21 protein-coding genes and 2 tRNA genes are annotated in these 20,251 nt (G+C 68.2%); 13 read left to right on the forward strand and 10 right to left on the reverse strand.

The window, feature by feature from the left end:
* Window positions 1-2 precede the first annotated feature (2 nt).
* Together PGN14_RS05405 and PGN14_RS05410 are read left to right on the forward strand one after the other, a co-directional pair.
* Window positions 3-887, forward strand: coding sequence for a hypothetical protein (locus PGN14_RS05405; RefSeq protein ID WP_335298404.1), 885 nt, complete (start codon window positions 3-5; stop codon window positions 885-887).
* Window positions 888-899: 12 nt separating this feature from the next.
* Window positions 900-2,111, forward strand: coding sequence for a family 16 glycosylhydrolase (locus tag PGN14_RS05410; RefSeq protein WP_335298405.1), 1,212 nt, complete (start codon window positions 900-902; stop codon window positions 2,109-2,111).
* Here the strand turns inward: PGN14_RS05410 and PGN14_RS05415 are convergent.
* Both PGN14_RS05415 and PGN14_RS05420 read right to left on the reverse strand, forming a co-directional pair.
* On the reverse strand, window positions 2,090-2,329 hold the full coding sequence (locus PGN14_RS05415; protein ID WP_335298406.1) for a hypothetical protein: 240 nt from the start codon (window positions 2,327-2,329) through the stop codon (window positions 2,090-2,092). The genes PGN14_RS05410 and PGN14_RS05415 overlap by 22 nt on opposite strands.
* A gap of 2 nt (window positions 2,330-2,331) precedes the next feature.
* Entirely contained in the window at window positions 2,332-2,553 is a 222-nt protein-coding gene (locus PGN14_RS05420; protein ID WP_335298407.1) for a hypothetical protein, read from the reverse strand.
* 73 nt (window positions 2,554-2,626) lie between these two features.
* Here PGN14_RS05420 and PGN14_RS05425 point away from each other — a divergent pair, with 73 nt between their 5' ends.
* The 5 genes from PGN14_RS05425 (at window position 2,627) to dapF (ending at window position 5,126) form a co-directional block, all read left to right on the forward strand.
* On the forward strand, window positions 2,627-3,145 hold the full coding sequence (locus PGN14_RS05425; RefSeq protein ID WP_335298408.1) for a hypothetical protein: 519 nt from the start codon (window positions 2,627-2,629) through the stop codon (window positions 3,143-3,145).
* Window positions 3,146-3,152: 7 nt separating this feature from the next.
* Complete coding sequence (locus tag PGN14_RS05430) at window positions 3,153-3,386, forward strand: DUF1488 family protein (RefSeq protein ID WP_335298409.1); 234 nt, start codon at window positions 3,153-3,155, stop codon at window positions 3,384-3,386.
* A gap of 119 nt (window positions 3,387-3,505) precedes the next feature.
* Window positions 3,506-3,581 (forward strand) — tRNA-Val (locus PGN14_RS05435).
* 94 nt (window positions 3,582-3,675) lie between these two features.
* The gene (locus tag PGN14_RS05440) at window positions 3,676-4,137 is read left to right on the forward strand and encodes a DUF6456 domain-containing protein (protein WP_335298585.1); all 462 of its coding nucleotides are present in this window, start codon (window positions 3,676-3,678) and stop codon (window positions 4,135-4,137) included.
* A gap of 41 nt (window positions 4,138-4,178) precedes the next feature.
* Entirely contained in the window at window positions 4,179-5,126 is a 948-nt protein-coding gene (dapF, locus tag PGN14_RS05445) for a diaminopimelate epimerase (protein ID WP_335298410.1), read from the forward strand.
* Window positions 5,127-5,132: 6 nt separating this feature from the next.
* Here the strand turns inward: dapF and PGN14_RS05450 are convergent, their stop codons facing one another.
* From PGN14_RS05450 to PGN14_RS05460, 3 genes are all read right to left on the reverse strand, one after another.
* Window positions 5,133-6,239: a GGDEF domain-containing protein gene (locus PGN14_RS05450; protein WP_335298411.1), complete on the reverse strand. Its 1,107-nt coding sequence runs from the start codon at window positions 6,237-6,239 to the stop codon at window positions 5,133-5,135.
* A 3-nt stretch (window positions 6,240-6,242) separates the two neighbouring features.
* Complete coding sequence (locus PGN14_RS05455) at window positions 6,243-7,538, reverse strand: HD-GYP domain-containing protein (RefSeq protein WP_335298412.1); 1,296 nt, start codon at window positions 7,536-7,538, stop codon at window positions 6,243-6,245.
* Window positions 7,539-7,748: 210 nt separating this feature from the next.
* Window positions 7,749-7,834: transfer RNA gene (locus tag PGN14_RS05460), tRNA-Tyr, on the reverse strand.
* A 159-nt stretch (window positions 7,835-7,993) separates the two neighbouring features.
* Here PGN14_RS05460 and PGN14_RS05465 point away from each other — a divergent pair.
* Window positions 7,994-9,610 (forward strand): M20/M25/M40 family metallo-hydrolase, encoded by a 1,617-nt coding sequence (locus PGN14_RS05465; RefSeq protein WP_335298413.1) that lies wholly within the window; start codon window positions 7,994-7,996, stop codon window positions 9,608-9,610.
* Entirely contained in the window at window positions 9,610-10,356 is a 747-nt protein-coding gene (rlmB, locus tag PGN14_RS05470; RefSeq protein WP_335298414.1) for a 23S rRNA (guanosine(2251)-2'-O)-methyltransferase RlmB, read from the forward strand. Before PGN14_RS05465 ends, rlmB begins: the two co-directional genes overlap by 1 nt.
* A gap of 240 nt (window positions 10,357-10,596) precedes the next feature.
* Here the strand turns inward: rlmB and PGN14_RS05475 are convergent, their stop codons facing one another.
* Window positions 10,597-10,914: a 2Fe-2S iron-sulfur cluster-binding protein gene (locus PGN14_RS05475; RefSeq protein ID WP_335298415.1), complete on the reverse strand. Its 318-nt coding sequence runs from the start codon at window positions 10,912-10,914 to the stop codon at window positions 10,597-10,599.
* 54 nt (window positions 10,915-10,968) lie between these two features.
* On the opposite strand from PGN14_RS05475, the gene PGN14_RS05480 reads away from it, so the two are divergent.
* The 3 genes from PGN14_RS05480 to PGN14_RS05490 all read left to right on the forward strand — a co-directional run bounded on the left by PGN14_RS05480 (window position 10,969) and on the right by PGN14_RS05490 (window position 12,557).
* Window positions 10,969-11,595 carry a DNA-3-methyladenine glycosylase family protein gene (locus PGN14_RS05480; protein ID WP_335298416.1) on the forward strand — a complete coding sequence of 209 codons (627 nt, stop codon included), beginning with the start codon at window positions 10,969-10,971 and terminating at the stop codon, window positions 11,593-11,595.
* A gap of 248 nt (window positions 11,596-11,843) precedes the next feature.
* On the forward strand, window positions 11,844-12,209 hold the full coding sequence (locus PGN14_RS05485) for a hypothetical protein (RefSeq protein WP_335298417.1): 366 nt from the start codon (window positions 11,844-11,846) through the stop codon (window positions 12,207-12,209).
* A gap of 81 nt (window positions 12,210-12,290) precedes the next feature.
* Window positions 12,291-12,557 carry a DUF3297 family protein gene (locus PGN14_RS05490; protein ID WP_335298418.1) on the forward strand — a complete coding sequence of 89 codons (267 nt, stop codon included), beginning with the start codon at window positions 12,291-12,293 and terminating at the stop codon, window positions 12,555-12,557.
* Between the two features lie 234 nt (window positions 12,558-12,791).
* Here the strand turns inward: PGN14_RS05490 and PGN14_RS05495 are convergent, their stop codons facing one another.
* Entirely contained in the window at window positions 12,792-14,672 is a 1,881-nt protein-coding gene (locus PGN14_RS05495) for an ABC-F family ATP-binding cassette domain-containing protein (RefSeq protein WP_335298586.1), read from the reverse strand.
* Window positions 14,673-14,842: 170 nt separating this feature from the next.
* Between PGN14_RS05495 and PGN14_RS05500 the strand changes: the two genes are divergently transcribed.
* On the forward strand, window positions 14,843-17,191 hold the full coding sequence (locus tag PGN14_RS05500; RefSeq protein WP_335298419.1) for a TonB-dependent receptor: 2,349 nt from the start codon (window positions 14,843-14,845) through the stop codon (window positions 17,189-17,191).
* Window positions 17,192-17,326: 135 nt separating this feature from the next.
* On the opposite strand, the gene trhO is transcribed toward PGN14_RS05500, so the two are convergent.
* The 3 genes from trhO to PGN14_RS05515 are packed head-to-tail and all read right to left on the reverse strand — an operon-like array spanning window position 17,327 to window position 20,213.
* Window positions 17,327-18,265, reverse strand: a complete 939-nt coding sequence (gene trhO / locus PGN14_RS05505; RefSeq protein ID WP_335298420.1) for an oxygen-dependent tRNA uridine(34) hydroxylase TrhO — start codon at window positions 18,263-18,265, stop codon at window positions 17,327-17,329.
* Window positions 18,262-19,068, reverse strand: coding sequence for a LytR/AlgR family response regulator transcription factor (locus PGN14_RS05510; RefSeq protein ID WP_335298421.1), 807 nt, complete (start codon window positions 19,066-19,068; stop codon window positions 18,262-18,264). The genes trhO and PGN14_RS05510 overlap by 4 nt, the downstream gene beginning before the upstream one ends.
* Complete coding sequence (locus PGN14_RS05515; protein WP_335298422.1) at window positions 19,068-20,213, reverse strand: sensor histidine kinase; 1,146 nt, start codon at window positions 20,211-20,213, stop codon at window positions 19,068-19,070. Before PGN14_RS05515 ends, PGN14_RS05510 begins: the two co-directional genes overlap by 1 nt.
* Window positions 20,214-20,251 lie beyond the last annotated feature (38 nt).

Below are 20,251 nucleotides of genomic sequence, written 5' to 3' on the forward strand. Positions count from 1 at the left end.
CGATGCGACTGATCCTCCTCGCCGCCGCGGCGCTGCTGCCTTGCGCGCCGGCCGCGGCGCAGACCACCGTGAAGGTGTCGGCGCTTCCTGTCGCATCGACGCTTACCGGCGCCGAGCAGGTGCCGCTGGTGCAGTCCGGCACCACCAAGGCGGGCACGACCGAGCAGCAGCGCGTCTATACGATGAGCGCTGCGGCGTCGCTGACCACGATCCGCAATACGGCCTGCGCGGGCATCGTCGCGGGGACCAATGTCACGAAGAGCGCCGACACCAGCGCGGCGACCTGCACCATCAATGCGACGTCGAGCGGCGGGGGCGGCAGCAGCGTGGCGATGCATCCCGGCTATCGGTCGCAGACATGGTATCGCCCCGGCCCCTATGGCGTCGGCAATGGTGCGGCCGGGAGCGGCGCGCTGGCTTGCGTCCCGATGTATATCGTCGAAGGCGTGACTTGGGACGCGGTGTCGGTCACCCCCCTTTCCTCGATCACGTCCGGGTCGCACCTGAAAGCCGCGATATATGCGAATGCGTCCGGCACGGTGGGCGCGAAAATCTGGGAAAGCCCCGAGCTGAATGTCGCCGCAGGCACTGCCAGCTTTGGCGTGACCGCGACCCTCTCGACGCCGCAGACCCACACGGCGGGGGTCTATTGGCAGTGCACGCTGACCGACACCGCCCAAGCCTATGCCAGTGCGTCCGTCGGCGACGGCTACGCCAATTGGTCGAATGGCGCGGCCTCGGGTGCCAATGCGCCCAGCAATGCATCGCAGGTGGGGCTGGCGAATAGCGCCTACGGCTATGCGAATGGCTTTCCCGCGAATGGCTCGACCGCCAGCCTGGTCCCGACGACGATCGCCGTCCCGATGGTCGCTTTCCGCAAGCAGTAAGGAGCAGCGGTGATGATGCAGATCACACTGGAACAGGCGAAAATCGCCCTCGCCACGCTGTCCACCTTCCTCGGCCAGCCCGCGGCGCCGCCCGCCCCCGATCCGGTCGCGATCGTCTCGCCGGTGTCGGTCGTGCCGAAGCTGGTGATCCCCGACACTGTGGTCACCAGCACCGACCGGGTGGCGCGGATCGCCGTCACCCTATCCGAGCCGGCGCTGCGCCCGCTGTCGTGGCGGTGTCTGACTAGCAATGGCACCGCCTATGCCCCCACCTTCTACAAGATCACGGAGGCCACGATCGTCTTCCAGCCGGGAGAGACGGTGAAGGTGGTGGAGGTGCCGCTGCTGCGCGACATGACGGGCAAGGATTTCAAGCTCCAGTGTCCGTGGACGCTCAATCAGCCGCCGGTGCCGGGCGGCGAGGGCGTGATCCGCGGCGCTGCGGCGGGTGTCGCCGCCACGGCTGCGCCGATCGCCACGCCGGCCCGCGCGGTGCCAGCCGATCCGGCCGCCGGGCGGAAGCTCGTCTTCTCCAGCACCTTCCGCGAGCCGATCACGCCGGACGCCGTGCAGGGCGCATGGCGATCGCGCCCGGAGTGGGGCGATGTGCAGACCGGCAACAAGGAGATCGCGCCGTACAGCCACCCGTCCACCCAGCCTGGGGTGACGCCCTTCCCGATCGTCGACGGATACCGCGTGCTGCGCGCGGAGAAGGTGACGACGCGGTCGCTGATGACCGGGCTGACCTACGATTATTCGGCGGCGATGCTGGACAGCGCCAATCTGTTCACCTTCCAGCACGGCTATGTCGAGCTGCGCTTCAAGAGCGGGCGGGCGCAGGGATCGTCGCTGGCATTCTGGATGCTGCCGGCGAAAGGCGGGTGGCCGCCGGAGATCGACATCTTCGAGCAGGGGCTGGCCGATCGCGACCAGCTGCAATTCAGCCGTCACTGGAAGGACGCGGCGGGGAAATTCGCGGAAGGCGTGATCCTGCCGCAGGTGGTCGCCGATGGCCAGTGGCATCGCGTGGGCTACCTGTGGACCGCGGACGAGGAGATCCTGTACATCGACGGCGCACTGGCGGCGCGGCGTCCGACGATCTTCCGCGAGCCGATGAAGATCATCCTGAATGTCGCTGTCGGCGGGCTGGGACCAGCGCCGAAGGATGCCCGCCCGGGGTGGAAGAGCGAGATGATGCTCGACTATCTCAAGGTCTGGCAATGATCCTTGAGGCTGGCGACGGCCGTCTCCGCGAGATCGCGGAACGTCCGATGCCAGTAATCGCCGGCCGCCTCCCAAGGGCGGTCATCGAGCGTGCCATAGCGCCGGCTGTTCCATAGGTCGGCAGCGACCTGCTCGATCAGATCGTCAGCCTCCCCGCCTCCGCATAGCGGGCAAGGGCGGTTGTGGCCGATCCGCGGGAAGTCGTGGCGATGTTCCATCGTCAGATCGCGGGTGACCACGGATCGCGCGCGCCCAGCCTGCGCTCGTCGATGTTGAGCACGATTGCGAGCATGCGGCGCTCTTCCTCTGGCAGGCGTCGCGGCGATCCGCGTCCGACATATTGCTGGAGATAGGCTTCATTCCGCCCGATCTTGCGGGACAGGGCGGAGAGGCTTTCGCCACGCTCGGCGGCGACTCGGATGATGGTGTCTCGCGCGGTCATGCCCGCGTGATGCCGCGCCAGACGTGCGAACGCCAGTCTTTTTGTTCTTCTATTGTTCCTGCATAATTCGGCAATGGTTGGCCCGCCGAAGACCCTGTACGACCTGCGAAAAGTGGAGGCCGCGCTGCGCGTCACCTGTCGTGCGTGCGGCGGTGTGAAGCTGGTCGACCGCGAAGCGCTGATCGCAGACCGCCGATTCTCGCGGCGGTCGCTGGAATGGCCTGCGGTCCTGTCCGATCTCCCCTGTCCCATTTGCTCCAGCGCGGACGTGAAGGTAGCGGGCGTGCCCTTCGCGGAGGATGCCAAGGAGCTTCGCGAATATAGAGCGCGCGCACTGCTGATGAATCTGGCGCTGACGGTGCTAAATGACGCCGCTCGCCGGGCGACCGAGGACGACGTCCACACCGCGGCGGTGCGCCTGGCACTGCGCGCATTACGCCCGTTCCTGGCCGATCGCGACCTGCTCATGAAATTCTGGGAGGAGAGTGGCGCGCCCAAAGGTCGCGCGTACAATCACGCTCACTTGGTCCACCGCTGGATCGTCTCGGCTCTCGTAAGCCGCGGCCACCCGGTCTGGGCAGAATTTCGATGAGGCGGCGATGACCTTCGACGACTATAGCTACCCGGCGACGATTGCCGGACGTCCCTTCACCGTGCGCGTCACGTCTACCGCACTCCACGCGCTATGGGGCGAGCATTCCGGCCCGCAGGATGCTGCTGGCCTCGTCGCCGCAAACCGCGAAATGATCGAGGACATCGTCGCGGAGAAGTATGCCCGAGGCGGGGTCGACCACGGCGAGATCGTCATCGCTGACGTCGACCTTGATATGTAGCAGTCCGGGGATAGTCCGGGACTTTAGGTTCCGCGCGTTTCCGTTTCAGTCCCTATTGATCCGCAAAATTCCGCCTGTAGAGAAGCTGCAACGACGGAAATCCGGGGTTTTCCCGCGTCGGGCGCTTAGCTCAGCTGGTAGAGCGGCTCGTTTACACCGAGTAGGTCGGCGGTTCGAACCCGTCAGCGCCCACCACCCCACGCACGACGCGCCTTCTTTTTCGCACATGGCGCTGTCCTACAGCATCCAACACCCGCCAGCCCCTTGTCCTTGGCAAGCGGAGACGATGATGCGCGATCTGGTGGAAACGACGGTGGACGGGGCGGGGCGCTCGGTGGGAACGCGCGGGAGCGGGCGCAGCGTGACGGTCAACCGCCGCGAATCGCCGCTGGCGTGGCTGGCGGCGCGCGGGCTGGTCACCCCGCGCCAGTCGGAGGCGGGCGAACGGCTGCGTGCCGATTACGAGCGCGCGCAGCTGGCGGCGTCGGTGACGATGCGCTGGGTGCCGCGCGTGGATGGCGGCGGGGGCGGCGGGCTGGACCCGATCGAGGCACAGGTCGCGGCCAAGCGACGCTTCGACGCGGCGGTGGCGGCGGCCGGCCGGGGGCTGTCCGACGTGCTGTGGCGCGTGGTGTGCGCGGGCGAGACGCTGCCCGACAGCGAGCGTGCGCTGGGCTGGCCCGCGCGCAGCGGGCGCGTGGTGCTGACGCTCGCGCTCGATCGGCTGGCCGATCATTACCGCCTGCGGTGATGCCTCTTGCCGCGGCACGGCGGCGGGCGCAGGAACGCGCGATGCGGCTGCGATTCATCAAGTGCCACGGCTCGGGCAACGACTTTCCGCTGATCGACGCGCGCGCGCTCGACCTGTCCGACGCGCAATGGGGGCAGGTGGCGCGCGCGCTGGCCGATCGCGCCGGGCCGGTCGGCGGCGACGGGCTGCTCGCGCTGACCGCGGGGGACGACACCGCCGCGTTCGGGATGCGGATGTTCAACAGCGACGGCAGCGAGGCGGAGACGTGCCTCAACGGTCTGCGCTGCGTCGCGCGCGCGGGGTTCGAGGCGCTGGGGCTGGACCGCGCGACGGTGCGGTTGAAGACCAGCCGAGCCGCGGTGGCCCGCGCGCCGGACCTGGCACCGGGCGTCTGGACGGTCACCGAAACCGCCGGTCCCGCCTCGCTCGCGGTGGCGGACTGGCCGCTGCGCGTCGCGGCGGAGCGGATCGTCGCCGCGCCGGTGCCGCCGCTCGACCCGGACCGCGCCTTCACCGCGGTGGCCATCCCCAACCCGCATCTGGTGAGCGTCGTCGATCGCATCGACGAGGCGGAGCTGGTGCGGCTGGGCACGATCTGCGAGGCGGCGCCCGATTGGCTGCCGCGCCGCGCCAACGTCTCGTTCGTCGAGGTGCGCGGGCCGGACCGGTTGTTCGTGCGCACCTTCGAGCGCGGCGTGGGCTTGACCGACAGCTGCGGCAGCGCGATGGCGGCGTCGACCTATGCCGCCTGCCTCGACGGGCATATCGCATTCGGGCGCGAGGTGACGGTGCTCAACAAGGGCGGGCTGGTCCGCGCGCGCGCCGAGCACGACGCGATGGTCACGCTGTCGGGCAACGCCACCTGGGAATGGGAGGGGGAGGCGACGGTCGACCTCGACCATGCGCGTGCCGGCGACCTGGCGGTGCTGCGCCACATGGATACGGAGATCGCCGCCTGGGCCGCGGTGGCGGATGCCGCGGCGCGATAGCCCGCGTCAGGTGCGGGCCACCACCACCGCGTCCTTGCCGTTGCGCTTGGCGGTGTAGAGCGCGGCGTCCGCGTCCTGCATCGCGGCGTGGACGTCGCCGTCGACGATCGGCGCCACCCCCGCGGAGAAGGTGACCACGCCGATCGACAGACCCGATTCCTGATTGACCAGCGATCGCGTCGCCAGCTTGTCGCGCACCGCGTTCAGCGCCGCGCGCGCACCGTGCGGTGTCTCGCCCTCGAACAGGCAGGCGAATTCTTCCCCGCCATAGCGCGCAACCATCGCCCCGCGACCAAGCTGCGTGCGCAGGAAGTCGCCGACGAAGCGCAGCACACGGTCCCCTGCGGGATGGCCGTGCCGGTCGTTGACCTGCTTGAAGTCGTCGATGTCGCACAGCGCCACGGTGACGTTGCGCGGCCCCGGCTCCGCCATCGCCGTCGCCAGCCGCGCCTCGAAGCAGCGGCGGTTGGGCAGGCCGGTCAGATGGTCCTGCTCGGCTGCGCGCCGCGCCTGTTCCAGGTCGCTGCGCAGCGCGTCCGCCTCGCGCCGGGTCTGCTGCAACTGCAGTTCGGCCAGCCGCGCCGTCTCCACCGCCTCGCGGGTCAGCGCGATGACGCGATGGAGCGTGCCCACCGGATCGCTGTTGAGGTTCGCCGCCTCCTCGTTCAGCGCGGAGCCGAACGTCGCCGCCGAATCGCGCGTGGTATCGACCGCGCTGACGCAGTCGTTCAGCCGCGCCTCCAGCTGGCTGGCGAGTTCGGCGAGGCGGTCCGGCGTCAGTTGCGACGCGCGCTGCCGCTCGACGATCTCACCCACCTCGCCGTCGGACAGCGGCTTGCCGCTATGCAGGTGGTCGGCAACCGCGCGCCCGATCTCCCAATTCTCACCCGACAGATAGCTGTGCGCGACCATGAAGTTGCGCGGCGTCGGCTCCAGCCCGTTGGAGAACAGGAACTCGCCGACGTCGCGATACAATTGCCGGCGCACCGCGGTGCGCCCATTCTCGGTCAGCGGGTTGGGGGCGGGGGCGGGGGGGCTCGGCACGGTATCGTTCTGGAGCCAGCCGAGCATCCGCTGGTGAAGCGTGGCGGCGCGGGCAGCCTGGCGCGGCATCGTTCAACCCCCCATGGCGGCGCGGCGCGGCGTCGCCGCACCGGTTGCGTCGGGCGTACCCGCCTCGACCAATGCCTGAACCTCGGTCCAGCCGTCGCCGAACCAGTGTTCGCCCCGCTCCGACCGCAGGATCGTCGCCTGCGGTGTGCCGCTCCCGGTGGCGATGTCGCGATGCGCGACGAACGCCTGTGCGGGAATGTCGTAGAAGCAGCGGACACGCGGTGCGGTGGGATCCTCGTCGTTGCCCTCGATCACCAGCGCCAGCACATTGTCCCCCATCCGCACCAGTCCGCCGACCGGATAGATGCCGATGCTCTCGATGAAGATCGCGAACAGCGCCGGGTCGAAATGCCCCTCCCACGATCGCATTCGCGCCAGCGCCTCGCTGGGCGACCATGGTCGCTTGTAGGGGCGGTTGGACGTGACCGCGTCATAGACGTCGCAGATCGCGCTCATCCGCGCATGCAGGGTCAGCTGCTCGCCCGTCAGCCGATGCGGATAACCGGTGCCGTCGATGCGCTCGTGATGGTGCAGGCACACGTCCAGCACCGCGGGCGAGACGTTGTGGCTCTCGCTCAGCAGCTGGTGCCCCTGTTCCGGGTGGCTCTGCACCACGCGGCGTTCGCCAGGTTCGAGCGCGCCGGGCTTTTCCAGCAGCGCGCTGGGCACCGACATCTTGCCGATGTCGTGCAGTAGCCCCGCCATGCCCAGGTCGCGCACCTCCTCCTCCGGCAGGTTCAGTCGGCGTGCGAAGTTGATCATCAGCGCGCATACCGCGACCGAATGGAGATAGGTATATTCGTCCTTGTTCTTCAGTCGCGTGACCTTGAGCATCGCGGTGGCGTCGCGCGCCACCGATTCCGCGATCTCGTCGACCAGCGGGGAGACGTCGGCGGCGTCGACGGCATGGCCCATGCGCACTTCGGCGAACATGCGCGACACCGCTTCCTTCGATCGCTCCACCGTCGCGCGCGCGCGGTCCAGTTCGCTGGCGACGCGCTTGCGGGTGCGTCGCTCCGGCCCGGCATAGGCGGCGTCGACCGCGACAGGGACCGGCGCTTCCTCGACCGGCGTTTCCTCGACCGCCACCGGGGCGGGTGCGACCGGTTCGGCCGGACCGACGCCCTTCGACGTATCGATCACGATCTTCATGATGCCGGCCTTGACCAGCTTGTCGATCTCCGACTGTTTCGACAGCACCAGCTGCGCCCTCCAGAAGGGACTGGCCAGCCAACCGCCGTCCACCGCGTGAACGTACATGCCCAGCCGGGCGTTCTTGGTGTCGATCTCTATAAGCACCCGAGTCCACCTTTCCTCTGTGACATGGGTTAGGATCGGCGTGATTAAGGACGCTTTACGGTCGCGGCCGAAAGCTACCAAATTGGGTATATGCGTGGCGCGCGCCGGGCCGGAAGCGCGCGCGGAAACGGCGTTCGTGCCGCAACTATCGGGCGACGCGCCAGAAATCGGAAATGTCGTGGGATGGGCACCCGGGCGCCGCCGGGAGGATGGTGGAAGGGGCTGGATTCGAACCAGCGTACACTTGCGTGGGCAGATTTACAGTCTGCTGCCTTTAACCACTCGGCCACCCTTCCACGGATGACGCTCGCCGAAAAGCGAGGGCGCCCAATGCCCGCCCCACGAAGCCGTGTCAACGCCGTCGTGCGGGGTTTCGCACATGCTTGCGCGCGCGCGCCCTGCCGCATAGCGTCCCGCCGCACGCGACGTGTCGTCGCCGGAGATACCGCACCACCATGCGCCACGCCTTCCTGACCGCGGTCGCCGCGGCCGCGCTTCTCGTTCCCGCCGCCCAGGCGCAGCGCACGCCTGCGGTGTCCGCGACCAACCGCCTGATCGATCAGGGCATGAACCACAGCGAGGTCATGCCGATCGCGCAGCACCTGACCGACGTCATCGGCCCGCGGCTGACCAATTCGCCGCAGGCCCGCGCCGCGGAAGGCTGGACGCAGGCGCGCTTCGCCGAATGGGGGCTGAAGGTCCACAAGGAACCGGTGCCGTTCGGCCGCGGCTGGTGGATCGAGCGGTCGAGCGTGCGGATGGTGACGCCGCGCCCGATCCAGCTCACCGCCATCCCCGTCGCCTGGACGCCCGCCACCAACGGCACGCTGACCGCGCCGGTCATCGTCGCGCCGATGAGCAGGGAGGCGGACTTCGCCAAATGGCGCGGCCAGCTCGCCGGCAAGATCGTGCTGGTGACGCGCCCCGACAGCGGATCGGAGCCGAAGGAGGCGCCGTTCCAGCGGCTGAGCGATGCCGATCTGGCGAAGGAGGACGGCTATCGCCAGCCGTCCTACGATCCCGACGCGCTCGGCCGGCGGATGAAGCGCGCGCTGTTCCCCGCGAAGCTCGATGCCTTCCTGAAGGCGGAGGGCGCGGTGGCGCAGGCGACCATGTCGTATCGCGACGGCAAGCTGCTCCATGGCGAGGGTTATCTGTTCGGCAAGGACGAGACGCCCGCGCTGCCCGCGGTGCAGATCGCGGCGGAGGACTATCGCCGCCTCGCCCGGCTGGCGAAGACCGGCGCGGCACCGACGCTGGAGATCGTCAGCGACGTCCGCTTCGACGACAGCGACATGAACGCCTATAACGTCATCGCCGAGATCCCCGGCACCGATGGCAAGGCCGGCTATGTCATGGCCGGCGCGCATCTCGACAGCTGGGTCGCGGGCGACGGCGCGGCGGACAATGCCGCCGGCTCCGCGATGGTGATGGAGGCGGCGCGCATCCTCGCCAAATCCGGCATTCGTCCGAAGCGGACGATCCGCTTCGCGTTGTGGACCGGCGAGGAACAGGGGCTGCTCGGCTCGCTCGCCTATGTCGAGCGCCACCTCGCCACCCGCGGCGGCGTGACCGCGACGGGCACCGGGCGCGGCGACGAGAAATATTACGGCTTCCCCACGCGCTTTCCCATCGTGCCGCAGCCGGGCTGGGGCGAACTGGCCGCCTATTTCAACATCGACAACGGCTCGGGCAAGCTGCGCGGCATCTATGCCGAGGGCAATCCCGCGGTCGTGCCCATCTTTCAGGAATGGATGGCGCCGTTCCGCGCAATGGGGATGACGGAGGTGTCGATGATGCCGACCGGCGGCACCGACCATGTCTTCATGCAGTCGGTCGGCGTGCCCGCGTTTCAATTCATCCAGGATCCGCTCGACTATTTCACGCGCATCCACCACAGCGGGATCGACACGTTCGATCACCTGAAGGCGGACGACATGCGGCAGGGGGCGACCATCCTCGCCGCGTTCCTGCTCAACGCCGCCAATGCCGATCAGCCGCTGCCGCGCGGGGTGCTGCCGACGCAGCCGGTGGTCGGCGATCCCTATGCCTATCCGAAGGACGACGATTGATGGCACGCCGTGGACACCGCCCCAGCCAGACGCAGGGCAACCGACCGCGCCTGTGGGGGCGCCATGCGGTGACCGCCGCCTTGGCCAACCCGGAGCGTGTCGTGCGCAAGATCTGGGGCACGCGCGAGGCGCTGGCCGCGCTCGACCTGCCGTCGGTGCTGCCGATCGTGTTCGCCGAGGCGCCCGATCTGGGGCGGCTGGTGCCGTCCGACGCGCCGCATCAGGGGCTGGTGGCGGAGGTCGATCCGCTGGAGGACGTGTGGCTGGGCGACCTGCTGGATCAGGGCGCCGGGGACCAGCGCCCGCTGGTGGTGCTGGATCAGGTCACCGATCCGCACAATGTCGGCGCGATCCTGCGCTCGGCGGCGGCGTTCGACGCGCTGGGCATCGTGACGCAGGACCGCCACTCGCCCCCCGAATCGGGATCGCTGGCGCGCGCGGCGTCGGGCGCACTGGAGACGGTGCCGTGGGTGCGCGTCGTCAATCTGGCGCGCGCGCTGGACGAGATCGGCGAGGCCGGCTTCTGGCGCATCGGGCTGACCGGCCATGCGACGCAGACGCTGGCGCAGGCGATGGGCACGCAGCGCATCGCGATCGTGCTGGGCGCGGAAGGCGAGGGGATGCGCCAGAATACCGAGGCGCATTGCGACGAACTGGCGAAGCTGCCGATCTCCGGCAAGGTGGAGAGCCTGAACGTCTCCAACGCCGCCGCGATCGCGCTCTACGCGGTGGCGGCGCGGGGGTGAGCGTGTTCCGGCGAACGCCGGAACCCAGGGTCAGGCAGAACCGCGCTTGTTGGTGCGCGTGATCCCGGGCCCGATCGACATTCAAGCCATGATCCGTTCGTGCTGAGGAGAGGCTGAGCTTGTCGAAGCCTCGTCTCGAAGCATCCCCTTCGAGACGCCGTTTCGACAAGCTCAACGGCTCCTCAGGGCGAACGGAAGTGAGTGTGGATCCGGCCCGGGGCTCCTGCGGGCGCAGGAGCCTCAATCCTCCGCGGCGATGCGCACCTTCATGCCGTCCAGCGCGTCGCTGAACTCGACCTGGCACGACAGCCGCGAGGTCGCGTCACGGTCGCTCGACGAATCGAGCAGGTCGTTCTCGTCCTCGCTGATCGGCGGCAGCTTGTCGACGAAGGCGGGGTCGACATGGATATGGCAGGTGGCGCAGCTGCAGCAGCCGCCGCACAGCGCCAGGATCTCGTCGATCCCCGCGTCGCGGATCACTTCCATCACCGACAGGCCGGCGTCCCCGTCGATCTCGCGTTCTTCCCCCTCACGCGTGACGACGATAAGCTTGGGCATGATTGTCTCCCCGAATAGTCCGCTTCCCCATGCCGCCTGCCGGGGCTCCGTGCAATGGGGCTGAACGCCGGGGAGCTCAACGCCGGGCTGGATGCGCTGGCCGCGCGCGAGCCCGCCTTTGCCGCCGCGCTGGCGCGGGTCGGCTACCCGGCGCCGCGCATCCGCGCGCGCGGCTATGCCACGCTGCTGCGTACCATCCTGGGGCAGCAGGTGAGCGTAAAGGCGGCGGATGCGGTGTGGCGCAAGCTGGAGGCGCTGGGCGACGCCACCGATCCGGTGCTGGTCCAGCGGCTGGACGACGACATGCTGCGCGCCTGCGGCTTCTCGCGCCAGAAGACCGGCTATGCGCGGAGCCTGGCGGACGAGGTGACGAGCGGGCGGCTGAACCTCGATGCGCTGCCACAGGATGACGAAGAAGCGATCGCACAGCTGGTCCGCGTCAAGGGCATCGGCCGCTGGTCGGCGGAGGTATATCTGCTGTTCGCCGAGGGGCGCCCCGACATCTGGCCCGCGGGCGATCTGGCGGTGCAGATCGAGGTCGGCCGCATCCTGGGCCACGACGCGCGCCCCAGCGAGAAGCTGACGCGCGAACTGGCGGAGGCATGGCGCCCCTATCGCGGCGCGGCGGCGATCTTCACCTGGCACCATTATGGCGCCGGGGCGGATGCGGCGCCGGTGTGATCCACGTCGTCCTCACCCTTCCGGCGCTTCGGGGCACCCATGAAAGTAATACTTTCATGGGACCCCTGCGCTCCTCCCTCCCTTTCCCAGCGGGAGAGGGAAGGGTGAGGGTGGCGGATCGAATAAACCGCCCATGAACGCCCCATTCCGCACCCGTTCAGCGCGACTCGCGTAGGTCCGGAAACAGGATCGCAGCGGTTGCGTTCAACCCGTGTGCGAACCCTGCGTAACGGAAGGAGTATTCCGACATGATGGGTATGGGCAAGAAGGCGGTGCTGGGGGCGACGCTGGCCGCCAGCGTGCTCGCCACCGCCGCACCGGCGGAGGCGCAGCGCTACTGGCGGCGCGACCGCGGCGGCGATGCGGCGACGGGCGCGATCATCGGTGGCGTGATCGGGCTGGGTCTGGGCGCGGCGATCGCGTCGAGCAACCGCGACCGCTATTACGACAACGGCTATTATTACGATCGCGGCTATTATCCGCCGCCGCGCGTGGTGTACCGTGATCGCTATTATGCGCCGCCGCCCCCGCCGCCGGTGTACCGCGAATATTATCGCGACCCGTACCGCGGCTATTACAACCAGCCGCGCGGCTATTACGGTTACGGCTGGTAAGCGGATCGAGGCGGCGCGGGGAGCCATCCCCGCGCCGTTTTTTGTGGCCTGATGCGGCCGATTGCGGCATGGCCGCGCGCCATGAGCGATACCCCTCCCGACCATCTCTCGATCGACCCGTCGAGCCCGTACTTCGACCAGCCCGCGCTGGAGCGCGGCGTCGGCATCCGCTTCAAGGGTGTCGAGCGCAAGGACGTCGAGGAATACAGCATCTCCGAAGGCTGGATCCGCGTCGCGCTGGGCAAGAAGGTCGACCGCCGCGGCCGCCCGCTGACGATCAAGCTGACCGGCGAGGTCGAGGCCTGGTTCGAGCGTGGCGCCGAAGGCGGGGGCGAGGCGGAGGCCTGAGCCACCCCGTCATGCCGGGCTCGTCCCGGCATCCAGGGTCCCGCGCCTAACGACCGTTGGGTGAGCGGAACCCTGGACCCCGGGACAAGTCCGGGGTGACGATGCGGTTGAGATTCCCGTCACCCCGGACGTGATCCGGGGTGACGCTTCTTCCTCACGCCCCGCCGCGGCGAAGCCGCGTCGTCGGTCCTCGCCTTGGCGAGGCCGGCCGGCCGGGACGGTCGCTCAGGGCGGCTATGCCGCCGAAGCGATCGTCCCGGCTTCCAGCGCCTCGCTCGCCTCCAGCCACGTCGCTTCCGCCCCGTCGATCCGCTCCGACAGCTCCGCGCGCCGCTTCATCAGCTCGGTCATCGACAGCTTCGCCAGCGTCTTGTCCGCGGTCGACGGATCGAACATCGCGCGGTCCACCGCCGCGCGCTGCTGGTTCAGCTTCGCCAGCGCGTCCTCCGCCTCCTTCGCCCGCTTGCGCATCGCGGTCTCTGCCGCACGGCGATCCGCGGCGGCGGCGCGATCCTTCTTGCTGCCCTTCGCCGCAGGCCTGGCGTCGGCCTTGCCCGCACCCGACAGCACCAAGGCGATATAATCGTCGAGCGTTCCGTCGAATTCCACCGCGGTGCCGTCATCCACCAGCACCAGCCGGTCGGCGGTCATCTCCAGCATGTGGCGGTCGTGGCTGACCAGCACGACGGCGCCCGTGTAGGAGTTGAGCGCCTGCACCAGCGCCTCGCGCGCGTCGACGTCGAGGTGGTTAGTCGGCTCGTCGAGGATCAGCATATGCGGCGCGTCGCGGGTGATGAGCGCGAGCGCGAGGCGCGCCTTCTCGCCGCCCGACATCTTGCCCACCTTGCCGGTCGCCTTGTCGCCGGAGAAGCCGAACCGCCCCAGCTGCGCGCGCACCGCGGCGGGGCTGGCGCCCTTCATGGTGCGCGTCATATGCTCCAGCGGGGTGTCGTCGGCGTCCAGCTCCTCCACCTGATATTGCGTGAAATAGCCGACCTTCATCTTGCCCGACGATGCCATTTCGCCGTCCATCGGCGTCAGCTGCGCAGCGAGCAGGCGGGCGAGCGTCGTCTTGCCGTTGCCGTTGCGCCCCAGCAGCGCGACGCGATCGTCCGGGTCGAGCCGCATGTTGAGCCGCTTGAGGATCGGCGTCTCGCCATAGCCGACGCTCGCCATGTCGAGCGTGATGAGCGGCGGGCGCAGTTCGGTGGGATCGGGGAAGTCGAACGACAGCGACGGATCGTTGGCCAGCTCGGCGATCGGCTGCATCTTGGCCAGCATCTTCTGCCGGCTTTGCGCCTGCTTCGCGGTGGAGGCGCGGGCGGAATTGCGCGCGACATAATCCTGCAGCTTGGCACGCTGCGCGTCCTGGTTCGCCTTGGCGGCGGCCAGCTGCGCCATCCGCTCGGCACGCTGGCGCTCGAAACTGTCGTAGCCGCCGGGATAGAGCGTGATCTTCCCGCCCTGCAGATGGAGGATGTGGTCGACGACGTTGTTGAGGAAGTCGCGCTCGTGGCTGACGACGACGATGGTCGCCTTGTAATTGACCAGGAAGTCTTCCAGCCACATCACCGCCTCCAGATCGAGGTGGTTCGACGGCTCGTCGAGCAGCAGCAGGTCGGGCTGCGAGAACAGCAAGGCGGCCAGCGCGACGCGCATCTTCCACCCGCCCGAGAAGCTGTCGAGCGGACGCTGCTGCATCTCCTCGTCGAAGCCGAGCCCGAGCAGGATCTGCGCGGCGCGGGCGGGCGCGGTATAGGCGTCGATCGCGATCAGCCGCTCATAGACGTCGCCCAGCCGGTCGGGATCCTCGGTCGTCTCCGATTCGTGCATCAGCGCGGCGCGCTCGGTATCGGCGGCGAGCACCGTGTCGAACGGGGTCGCGGTGCCCGAGGGCGCCTCCTGCGCGATATAGCCCAGCCGCGCGCCCTTGGGCATGTCGGCGGAGCCGTCGTCCGGCTCCAGCATGCCGGCGATGACGCGGACCAGCGTCGACTTGCCCGCGCCGTTGCGCCCGATCAGACCGACGCGGCTGCCCGGCGGCAGTGCCGCACTCGCGCCGTCGAGGATCGTGCGCCCGCCGAGGCGCACGGTGATGCCGTTGAGGTTGAGCATGATGCGCGCGCCCGTAGCAGATATTGCGCCGCACACGAAGAGGCTCTTGCTGCGGCTTTTCGGCAACACTTTGTCACAGGATAGTCGCAATTGGCACCTAGCGGCCTGCGCAGGGAAGGTGCGGATCGGCCGTAAATGCCGCGACGCGCATCATTTGTGGGGAAGATTACGTGTCTCATCGCTTCATTCGTCGCGCGTTGTTCGTCACCGCGGCCGGCGCCGCCCTGACCGCGACCGCCGCCTTCGCGCAGGACGGCAGCGTGCCGCAGACCCCGGCGCAGGCGTCGCAGGGCGTCGGCAGCGCCGCGGCGGGCACCGACGGGCTGGACGACATCGTGGTGACCGCGGAACGCCGCGAGGAGAACCTCCAGCGCGTTCCGCTGTCGGTGACCGCGGTGAAGGGCGAGGAGCTGCGCACGTTCCAGACCGGGGGCGAGGATATCCTGGCGCTCGCGGGCCGCGTTCCCGGCCTGTATGCCGAGACGACGACGGGCCGCATCTTCCCGCGCTTCTATATCCGTGGCCTCGGCAACATCGACTTCTATCTCGGCGCGTCGCAGCCGGTGTCGATCATCCAGGACGATGTCGTGCTGGAGCATGTCGTGCTGAAGTCGAACCCGGTGTTCGACGTCGCACAGGTGGAGGTGCTGCGCGGGCCGCAGGGGTCGCTGTTCGGGCGCAACACGCCCGCAGGCATCATCAAGTTCGACACGATCCGCCCGTCGCAGGAAACGCAGGGCCGGATGAACCTGTCGGTCGGCAGCTTCGATACCGTGTCGCTGGACGCGGGCGTCGGCGGGCCGCTCATCAAGGACGTGCTGTCGTTCCGCGTCTCCGGGTTGATGCAGCGTCGCAGCGACTGGATCGACAATACCTACACCGGCCCGTCCGACGACGGGACGATCACCCCGCGCAAGGATGCGCTGGGCGGTTTCCTGGAGCGTGACGCACGGCTTCAGCTGCTCTTCACGCCGGGCGACGTCGTGTCGCTGCTGTTGTCGGGGCATGTGCGCGATTACGAGGGCACGTCGACCGTGTTCCACCGCAACGCGCTGGTGAAGGGATCCAGCACGCCACGCGGGCCGCGCGATCAGGTCGCGCTCGACGAGGGCGGCGACAACCCGCAGGCCTATAAGATGCAGGGCGCCTCGGCGCATCTGGGGATCGACCTGGGCGTGGCGACGCTGACCTCGATCACCGCCTACGAACATGCGTCGGGCTACAGCCGTGGCGATACCGACGGCGGTGCGGGCAGCGATTACCCCTTCAATGGCGTGCGCAACGGCTTCGGCCAGAGCCAGGGCCGGATCCGCGACCTCGACCAGTGGACGCAGGAGGTGCGGGTCGCGTCCAACGGCGACGGCGCGTTCAAGTGGCAGTTCGGCGGCATCTATTTCGATAGCCGCGACCTGACCGAGTTCGACCAGCGCGGCGTCTTCCTCACCACCGCGTCGCGTAACCCGAACAATTTCGTCGTGCTGCGCAACACCAACACCTCCTGGGCCGGGTTCGGGCAGGCGAGCTATGCCTTCACCGATCGCCTGACGCTGACCGCGGGTGCGCGCTACACCAACGACACCAAGCGTACCCAGTTGCTGCGTGCCAACGCCAATGCCGCGGGGGTCAGCAGCTACACCGGGCGTCGCGACGTGCGGTTGAGCGACGAGCAACCCAGCTGGGACGTGTCGCTGGCCTATCAGGCGACGCCCGACCTGAACCTGTATGCCCGCGCCGCGCGCGGGTTCCGCGGGCCGACGATCCAGGGCCGGTCGGCGGTGTTCAACGCCGATTTCACGACCGCGAATTCGGAGACGAACACCTCGTTCGAGGGCGGGTTCAAGTCCAGCCTGCTCGGCAACACGCTGCGCATCAACGGCGCGCTGTTCTTCTACACGGTCGAGGACATCCAGCTCAACGGCAACGATTCGAACGGCAGCGGCGTGCTGTTCAACGCCGACAAGGCGCAGGCCTATGGCGGCGAGCTGGAGATCGACTGGCGCCCGGTGCGCAACCTGGCGATCGGCCTCGGCGCCAGCGCGCTGCACAGCGAGATCAAGGACAAGCGCGTCTTCGCGCAGACGTGCAGCCTGAACGGCGTACAGGTGTGCACCGTACTCGAATCGAACACCTTCACGCGCGGCACCGGCACGGGCACGACCTATTTCGCGAACATCGACGGCAACCGGTTGCCCAATGCGCCGGAATACAACCTCGACCTGACCGCGCAATATGACGTGCCGCTGGCGAACGGCGGGGCACTGTTCGCGGCGACCGATTGGAACCTTCAGGGGCTGACGAACCTGGTGCTGTACGACACCGCCGAATTCCGCGCGAACGGCAATGTCGAGGGCGGGCTGAAGATCGGCTATCGCACCCCCGACGACCGTTTCGAGATCGCCGCCTTTGCGCGCAACATCACCAACGAGGAGAACCTGAAGGGCGTGATCGAGAATTACATGGCGGCGGTGTACAACGAGCCGCGGGTGATCGGCATCTCGCTCAGCGCACGGTCGCGGTAACATCCATCGCGGGGCGGGAGACTGCCTCCCGCGGCTGCGCCGCTCGCTCCCTCTCCCAGCGGGAGAGGGAAAAGACGCCGAAGGCGGCGAAGGGTGAGGGCGACCACTTCTGGATGCCCATGCGACAACCCGAGATTATCCGACGCCATCCTGCCCAGGAACAGGCGCGGACCAGCCGACGTGGCTGGTCCCGCGATCCTCGGCCAGCCGCTGCTGGCGGTGGCGCTCGGCATAGCCCGCGCGCTGCGTGTCGTCGCGCGACGCGTGGCAGGCGGGGCAGCTGACGCCCTCGACATAGAGCGGCGAGGCACGGTCAGTCTCGCCGACCGGCATCCGGCACGCATGGCATAGCGCATGGGTGCCCGGCGCCAGCCGGTGCCCCACCGCGACGCGCTGGTCGAAGACGAAGCATTCGCCCTGCCACCGGCTCTGGTCCTCCGGCACCTCCTCCAGATAGCGCAGAATGCCGCCGTCGAGATGGTGGACCGCCTCCACTCCCTCCGCCTTCAGGAAGGCGGTCGACTTCTCGCAGCGGATGCCGCCGGTGCAGAACATCGCCACCCGCGTCTTGCCCGCCATCAGCGTCTCGCGATGGTCGCGGAACCAGGCCGGGAAGTCCGCGAAGCTCGCCGTCCCCGGATCGACCGCGCCCGCGAACGTGCCCACCGCCACCTCATAGGCGTTGCGGGTATCGATCACGAGCGTCTGCGGATCGGCGATCAGATCGTTCCACGCGGCGGGTGCGACATAGGTACCGGCGTCGGTCAGCGGATCGACCGCGACCCCCATCGTCACGATCTCGCGCTTTACCTTCACCTTCAGCCGGTGGAACGGGTTCGTCGCCGCCCAGCCGTGCTTCAGCGACAGATCGGCACAGCCCGGCAGTTCGCGGATCCGCGCGATCACGCGATCCAGCGCCTCGGGCGCGCCCGCGATGGTGCCGTTGATGCCCTCTCCCGCGAGCAGCAGCGTGCCCTTCACCCCCGCGGCACGCGCGACCGCCAGCAGCGCGTCGCGCGCGGCATGGGGATCGGCGATCGGGGCGAAGCGATAGAGCGCGGAAACCCGTATCAATGGACGAAGCGCGCCACCACGTCGCGATAGCTGCGGCTCACCTTCACGCTCGCCCCCGAATCGAGCACCAGGAAGCATTCGCCGTTGGTGTGCGGCTTCACCTGCTTGACCAGGTCCAGGTTGACGATCGTCGAGCGATGGATGCGCTGGAACCGGCGCGGGTCGAGGCGCTTCTCCAGATCCTTCATCGTCTCGCGCAGGATCAGCGTGTTGTCGCCGGTGTAGATGCACATGTAATCGCCCGCGGCGTCGATCCGCTCGATCGTGTCGACATCGACGCGGAAGATCTGCCCGCGATCCTTGATGTTGATCATCTTCTCGAACCGGCTGGCGTTGGGCTGGTCGCCGCTTCCGGCGTCGCTCATCTCCGCCGCCGCCTCGGGCGCATGTTCGGCCAGCACTTCCTTCAGCCGGTCGGCCTCCCCCGCGCTTTGCCGCTCCGACAAGCGCTGGCGCACGCGGTCCAGCGTATCGGCCAGCCGCGCCTCCTCAACCGGCTTCATGAGGTAATCGGTCGCCTGCGCCTCGAACGCGCGAATGGCGTGATCGGAATAGGCGGTCACGAACACGAACAGCGGCGGCTCCACCTCCATCAGCCCCTGTACCACCGAAAAGCCGTCGAACCCGGGCATCTGGATGTCGAGGAAGACGAGGTCGGGCTTGTGGGTCTTGATCGCGCTGATCGCCTCGCGCCCGTTCTGGCACTTGGCGATGATCTCGACGTCGTCGTGCGCCTGAAGCCGCAGTTCGAGCCCCTGGATCGCAAGCGGCTCGTCGTCGACGAGGATGGTACGAATGGTCATCACACCTCTCTATTCGGTACTTCGAGCTGGAACGGGATCTCGATCTCGACCCCGAACCCGCCCGTCGGCATGGCGCGCACATCGAAGCGATGGTCCGGCCCATAGGCCTGCGCCAGCCGCTCCCTGATATTGGCGATGCCAACGCCGGTTGAAAGGCTTGGACGCGATTTGGTCGGCATCAAACCCGGTCCGGTGTCGGATACGCCCAGCAGCACCCGCTCCCCGACGAGCCGCACGGAAACCCGGATTTCGGCGCCGTCCTCCTGCGGGGTGACCGCATATTTGATCGCATTCTCCACCAAAGGCTGGAGCAGCAGCGACGGCAGCCGCGCCTTCTCCACCGCCGGGTCGACGTCGAAGATCGGGCGGAGGCGATCCTCGAACCGCATCTTCTCGATCTCCAGATACAGTTTCAGCGTCTCCATCTCCTGCGCTACCGTCACATGGGCGGTGGGTTCGTTGGCCAAGGTATAGCGCAGGAACGACGACAGCCGGCTCAGCATCGCATTGGCGCGCTCGGTCTGCTTCAGCAGCACCAGCGTCGAAATCGAGTTGAGCGTGTTGAACAGGAAATGCGGGTTCAGCTGGTAGCGCAGCATCGCCAGCTGCGCCGAGGAGGCCTGATTCTCCAGATGCTCCATCCGGTCGATCTGGTCCTCGACGATCAGGTAGAAGTTGATCCCGAAGTACAGCGCCGACCACCCTGCCAGCACGGTGAAGTTGAGGAACAAGGCTGCCAGCAGCAGCGACAGGTCCACTCCGGGTGCGGCCAGCTTGATGAAGCTGAACGAAAAGGCGTTGAGTGTGGCATACAGGAACGTCGCGAACGCCAGCGTGAAGATCGACAGCAGGATCCCCGTGACGCGCGGCAGCTGGCGGTAATGGCCGTACAGCACGCTCAGCAGCAGCGTGATGCAATAGCCGACGATCGCCTCGATGATGTTGGGCACGATCGCCTGGAGCGAGAAATTGCCCGACAGCGTCGAGACCGAGCGCAGCACCAGATAGCCGGTCCACCCCGCCGCCTGGAGCTTCCAGAAGGCCGCCGCCTTGTCCTCGAAGAAGGGGCGCACGAACAGCGGGCGTTCGGGGTTCGGCCCCTGGGGCAGCGGAGCGGGGGAGGGGGAAGCGGGAAGGGACGCCATCGCCGGCGTTCTACACCGTGGCGCTGGGGGGTGCAAAA

The organism is Sphingomonas adhaesiva (assembly GCF_036946305.1).
GTDB lineage: Bacteria > Pseudomonadota > Alphaproteobacteria > Sphingomonadales > Sphingomonadaceae > Sphingomonas > Sphingomonas adhaesiva_B.

Excerpts from the sequence above, each read along its gene's own strand:
- PGN14_RS05425 (WP_335298408.1), top strand. The coding sequence starts at position 2,627 with ATGGTTGGCCCGCCGAAGACCCTGTACGACCTGCGAAAAGTGGAGGCC.
- PGN14_RS05415 (WP_335298406.1), bottom strand. The coding sequence starts at position 2,329 with ATGGAACATCGCCACGACTTCCCGCGGATCGGCCACAACCGCCCTTGC.
- PGN14_RS05480 (WP_335298416.1), top strand. The coding sequence starts at position 10,969 with ATGGGGCTGAACGCCGGGGAGCTCAACGCCGGGCTGGATGCGCTGGCC.
- PGN14_RS05420 (WP_335298407.1), bottom strand. The coding sequence starts at position 2,553 with ATGACCGCGCGAGACACCATCATCCGAGTCGCCGCCGAGCGTGGCGAA.
- dapF (WP_335298410.1), top strand. The coding sequence starts at position 4,179 with ATGCGGCTGCGATTCATCAAGTGCCACGGCTCGGGCAACGACTTTCCG.
- PGN14_RS05405 (WP_335298404.1), top strand. The coding sequence starts at position 3 with ATGCGACTGATCCTCCTCGCCGCCGCGGCGCTGCTGCCTTGCGCGCCG.
- PGN14_RS05450 (WP_335298411.1), bottom strand. The coding sequence starts at position 6,239 with ATGCCGCGCCAGGCTGCCCGCGCCGCCACGCTTCACCAGCGGATGCTC.
- PGN14_RS05510 (WP_335298421.1), bottom strand. The coding sequence starts at position 19,068 with ATGACCATTCGTACCATCCTCGTCGACGACGAGCCGCTTGCGATCCAG.
- rlmB (WP_335298414.1), top strand. The coding sequence starts at position 9,610 with ATGGCACGCCGTGGACACCGCCCCAGCCAGACGCAGGGCAACCGACCG.
- PGN14_RS05495 (WP_335298586.1), bottom strand. The coding sequence starts at position 14,672 with ATGCTCAACCTCAACGGCATCACCGTGCGCCTCGGCGGGCGCACGATC.
- PGN14_RS05465 (WP_335298413.1), top strand. The coding sequence starts at position 7,994 with ATGCGCCACGCCTTCCTGACCGCGGTCGCCGCGGCCGCGCTTCTCGTT.
- PGN14_RS05430 (WP_335298409.1), top strand. The coding sequence starts at position 3,153 with ATGACCTTCGACGACTATAGCTACCCGGCGACGATTGCCGGACGTCCC.
- PGN14_RS05490 (WP_335298418.1), top strand. The coding sequence starts at position 12,291 with ATGAGCGATACCCCTCCCGACCATCTCTCGATCGACCCGTCGAGCCCG.
- PGN14_RS05475 (WP_335298415.1), bottom strand. The coding sequence starts at position 10,914 with ATGCCCAAGCTTATCGTCGTCACGCGTGAGGGGGAAGAACGCGAGATC.
- PGN14_RS05410 (WP_335298405.1), top strand. The coding sequence starts at position 900 with ATGATGCAGATCACACTGGAACAGGCGAAAATCGCCCTCGCCACGCTG.
- PGN14_RS05515 (WP_335298422.1), bottom strand. The coding sequence starts at position 20,213 with ATGGCGTCCCTTCCCGCTTCCCCCTCCCCCGCTCCGCTGCCCCAGGGG.
- PGN14_RS05485 (WP_335298417.1), top strand. The coding sequence starts at position 11,844 with ATGATGGGTATGGGCAAGAAGGCGGTGCTGGGGGCGACGCTGGCCGCC.
- PGN14_RS05440 (WP_335298585.1), top strand. The coding sequence starts at position 3,676 with ATGCGCGATCTGGTGGAAACGACGGTGGACGGGGCGGGGCGCTCGGTG.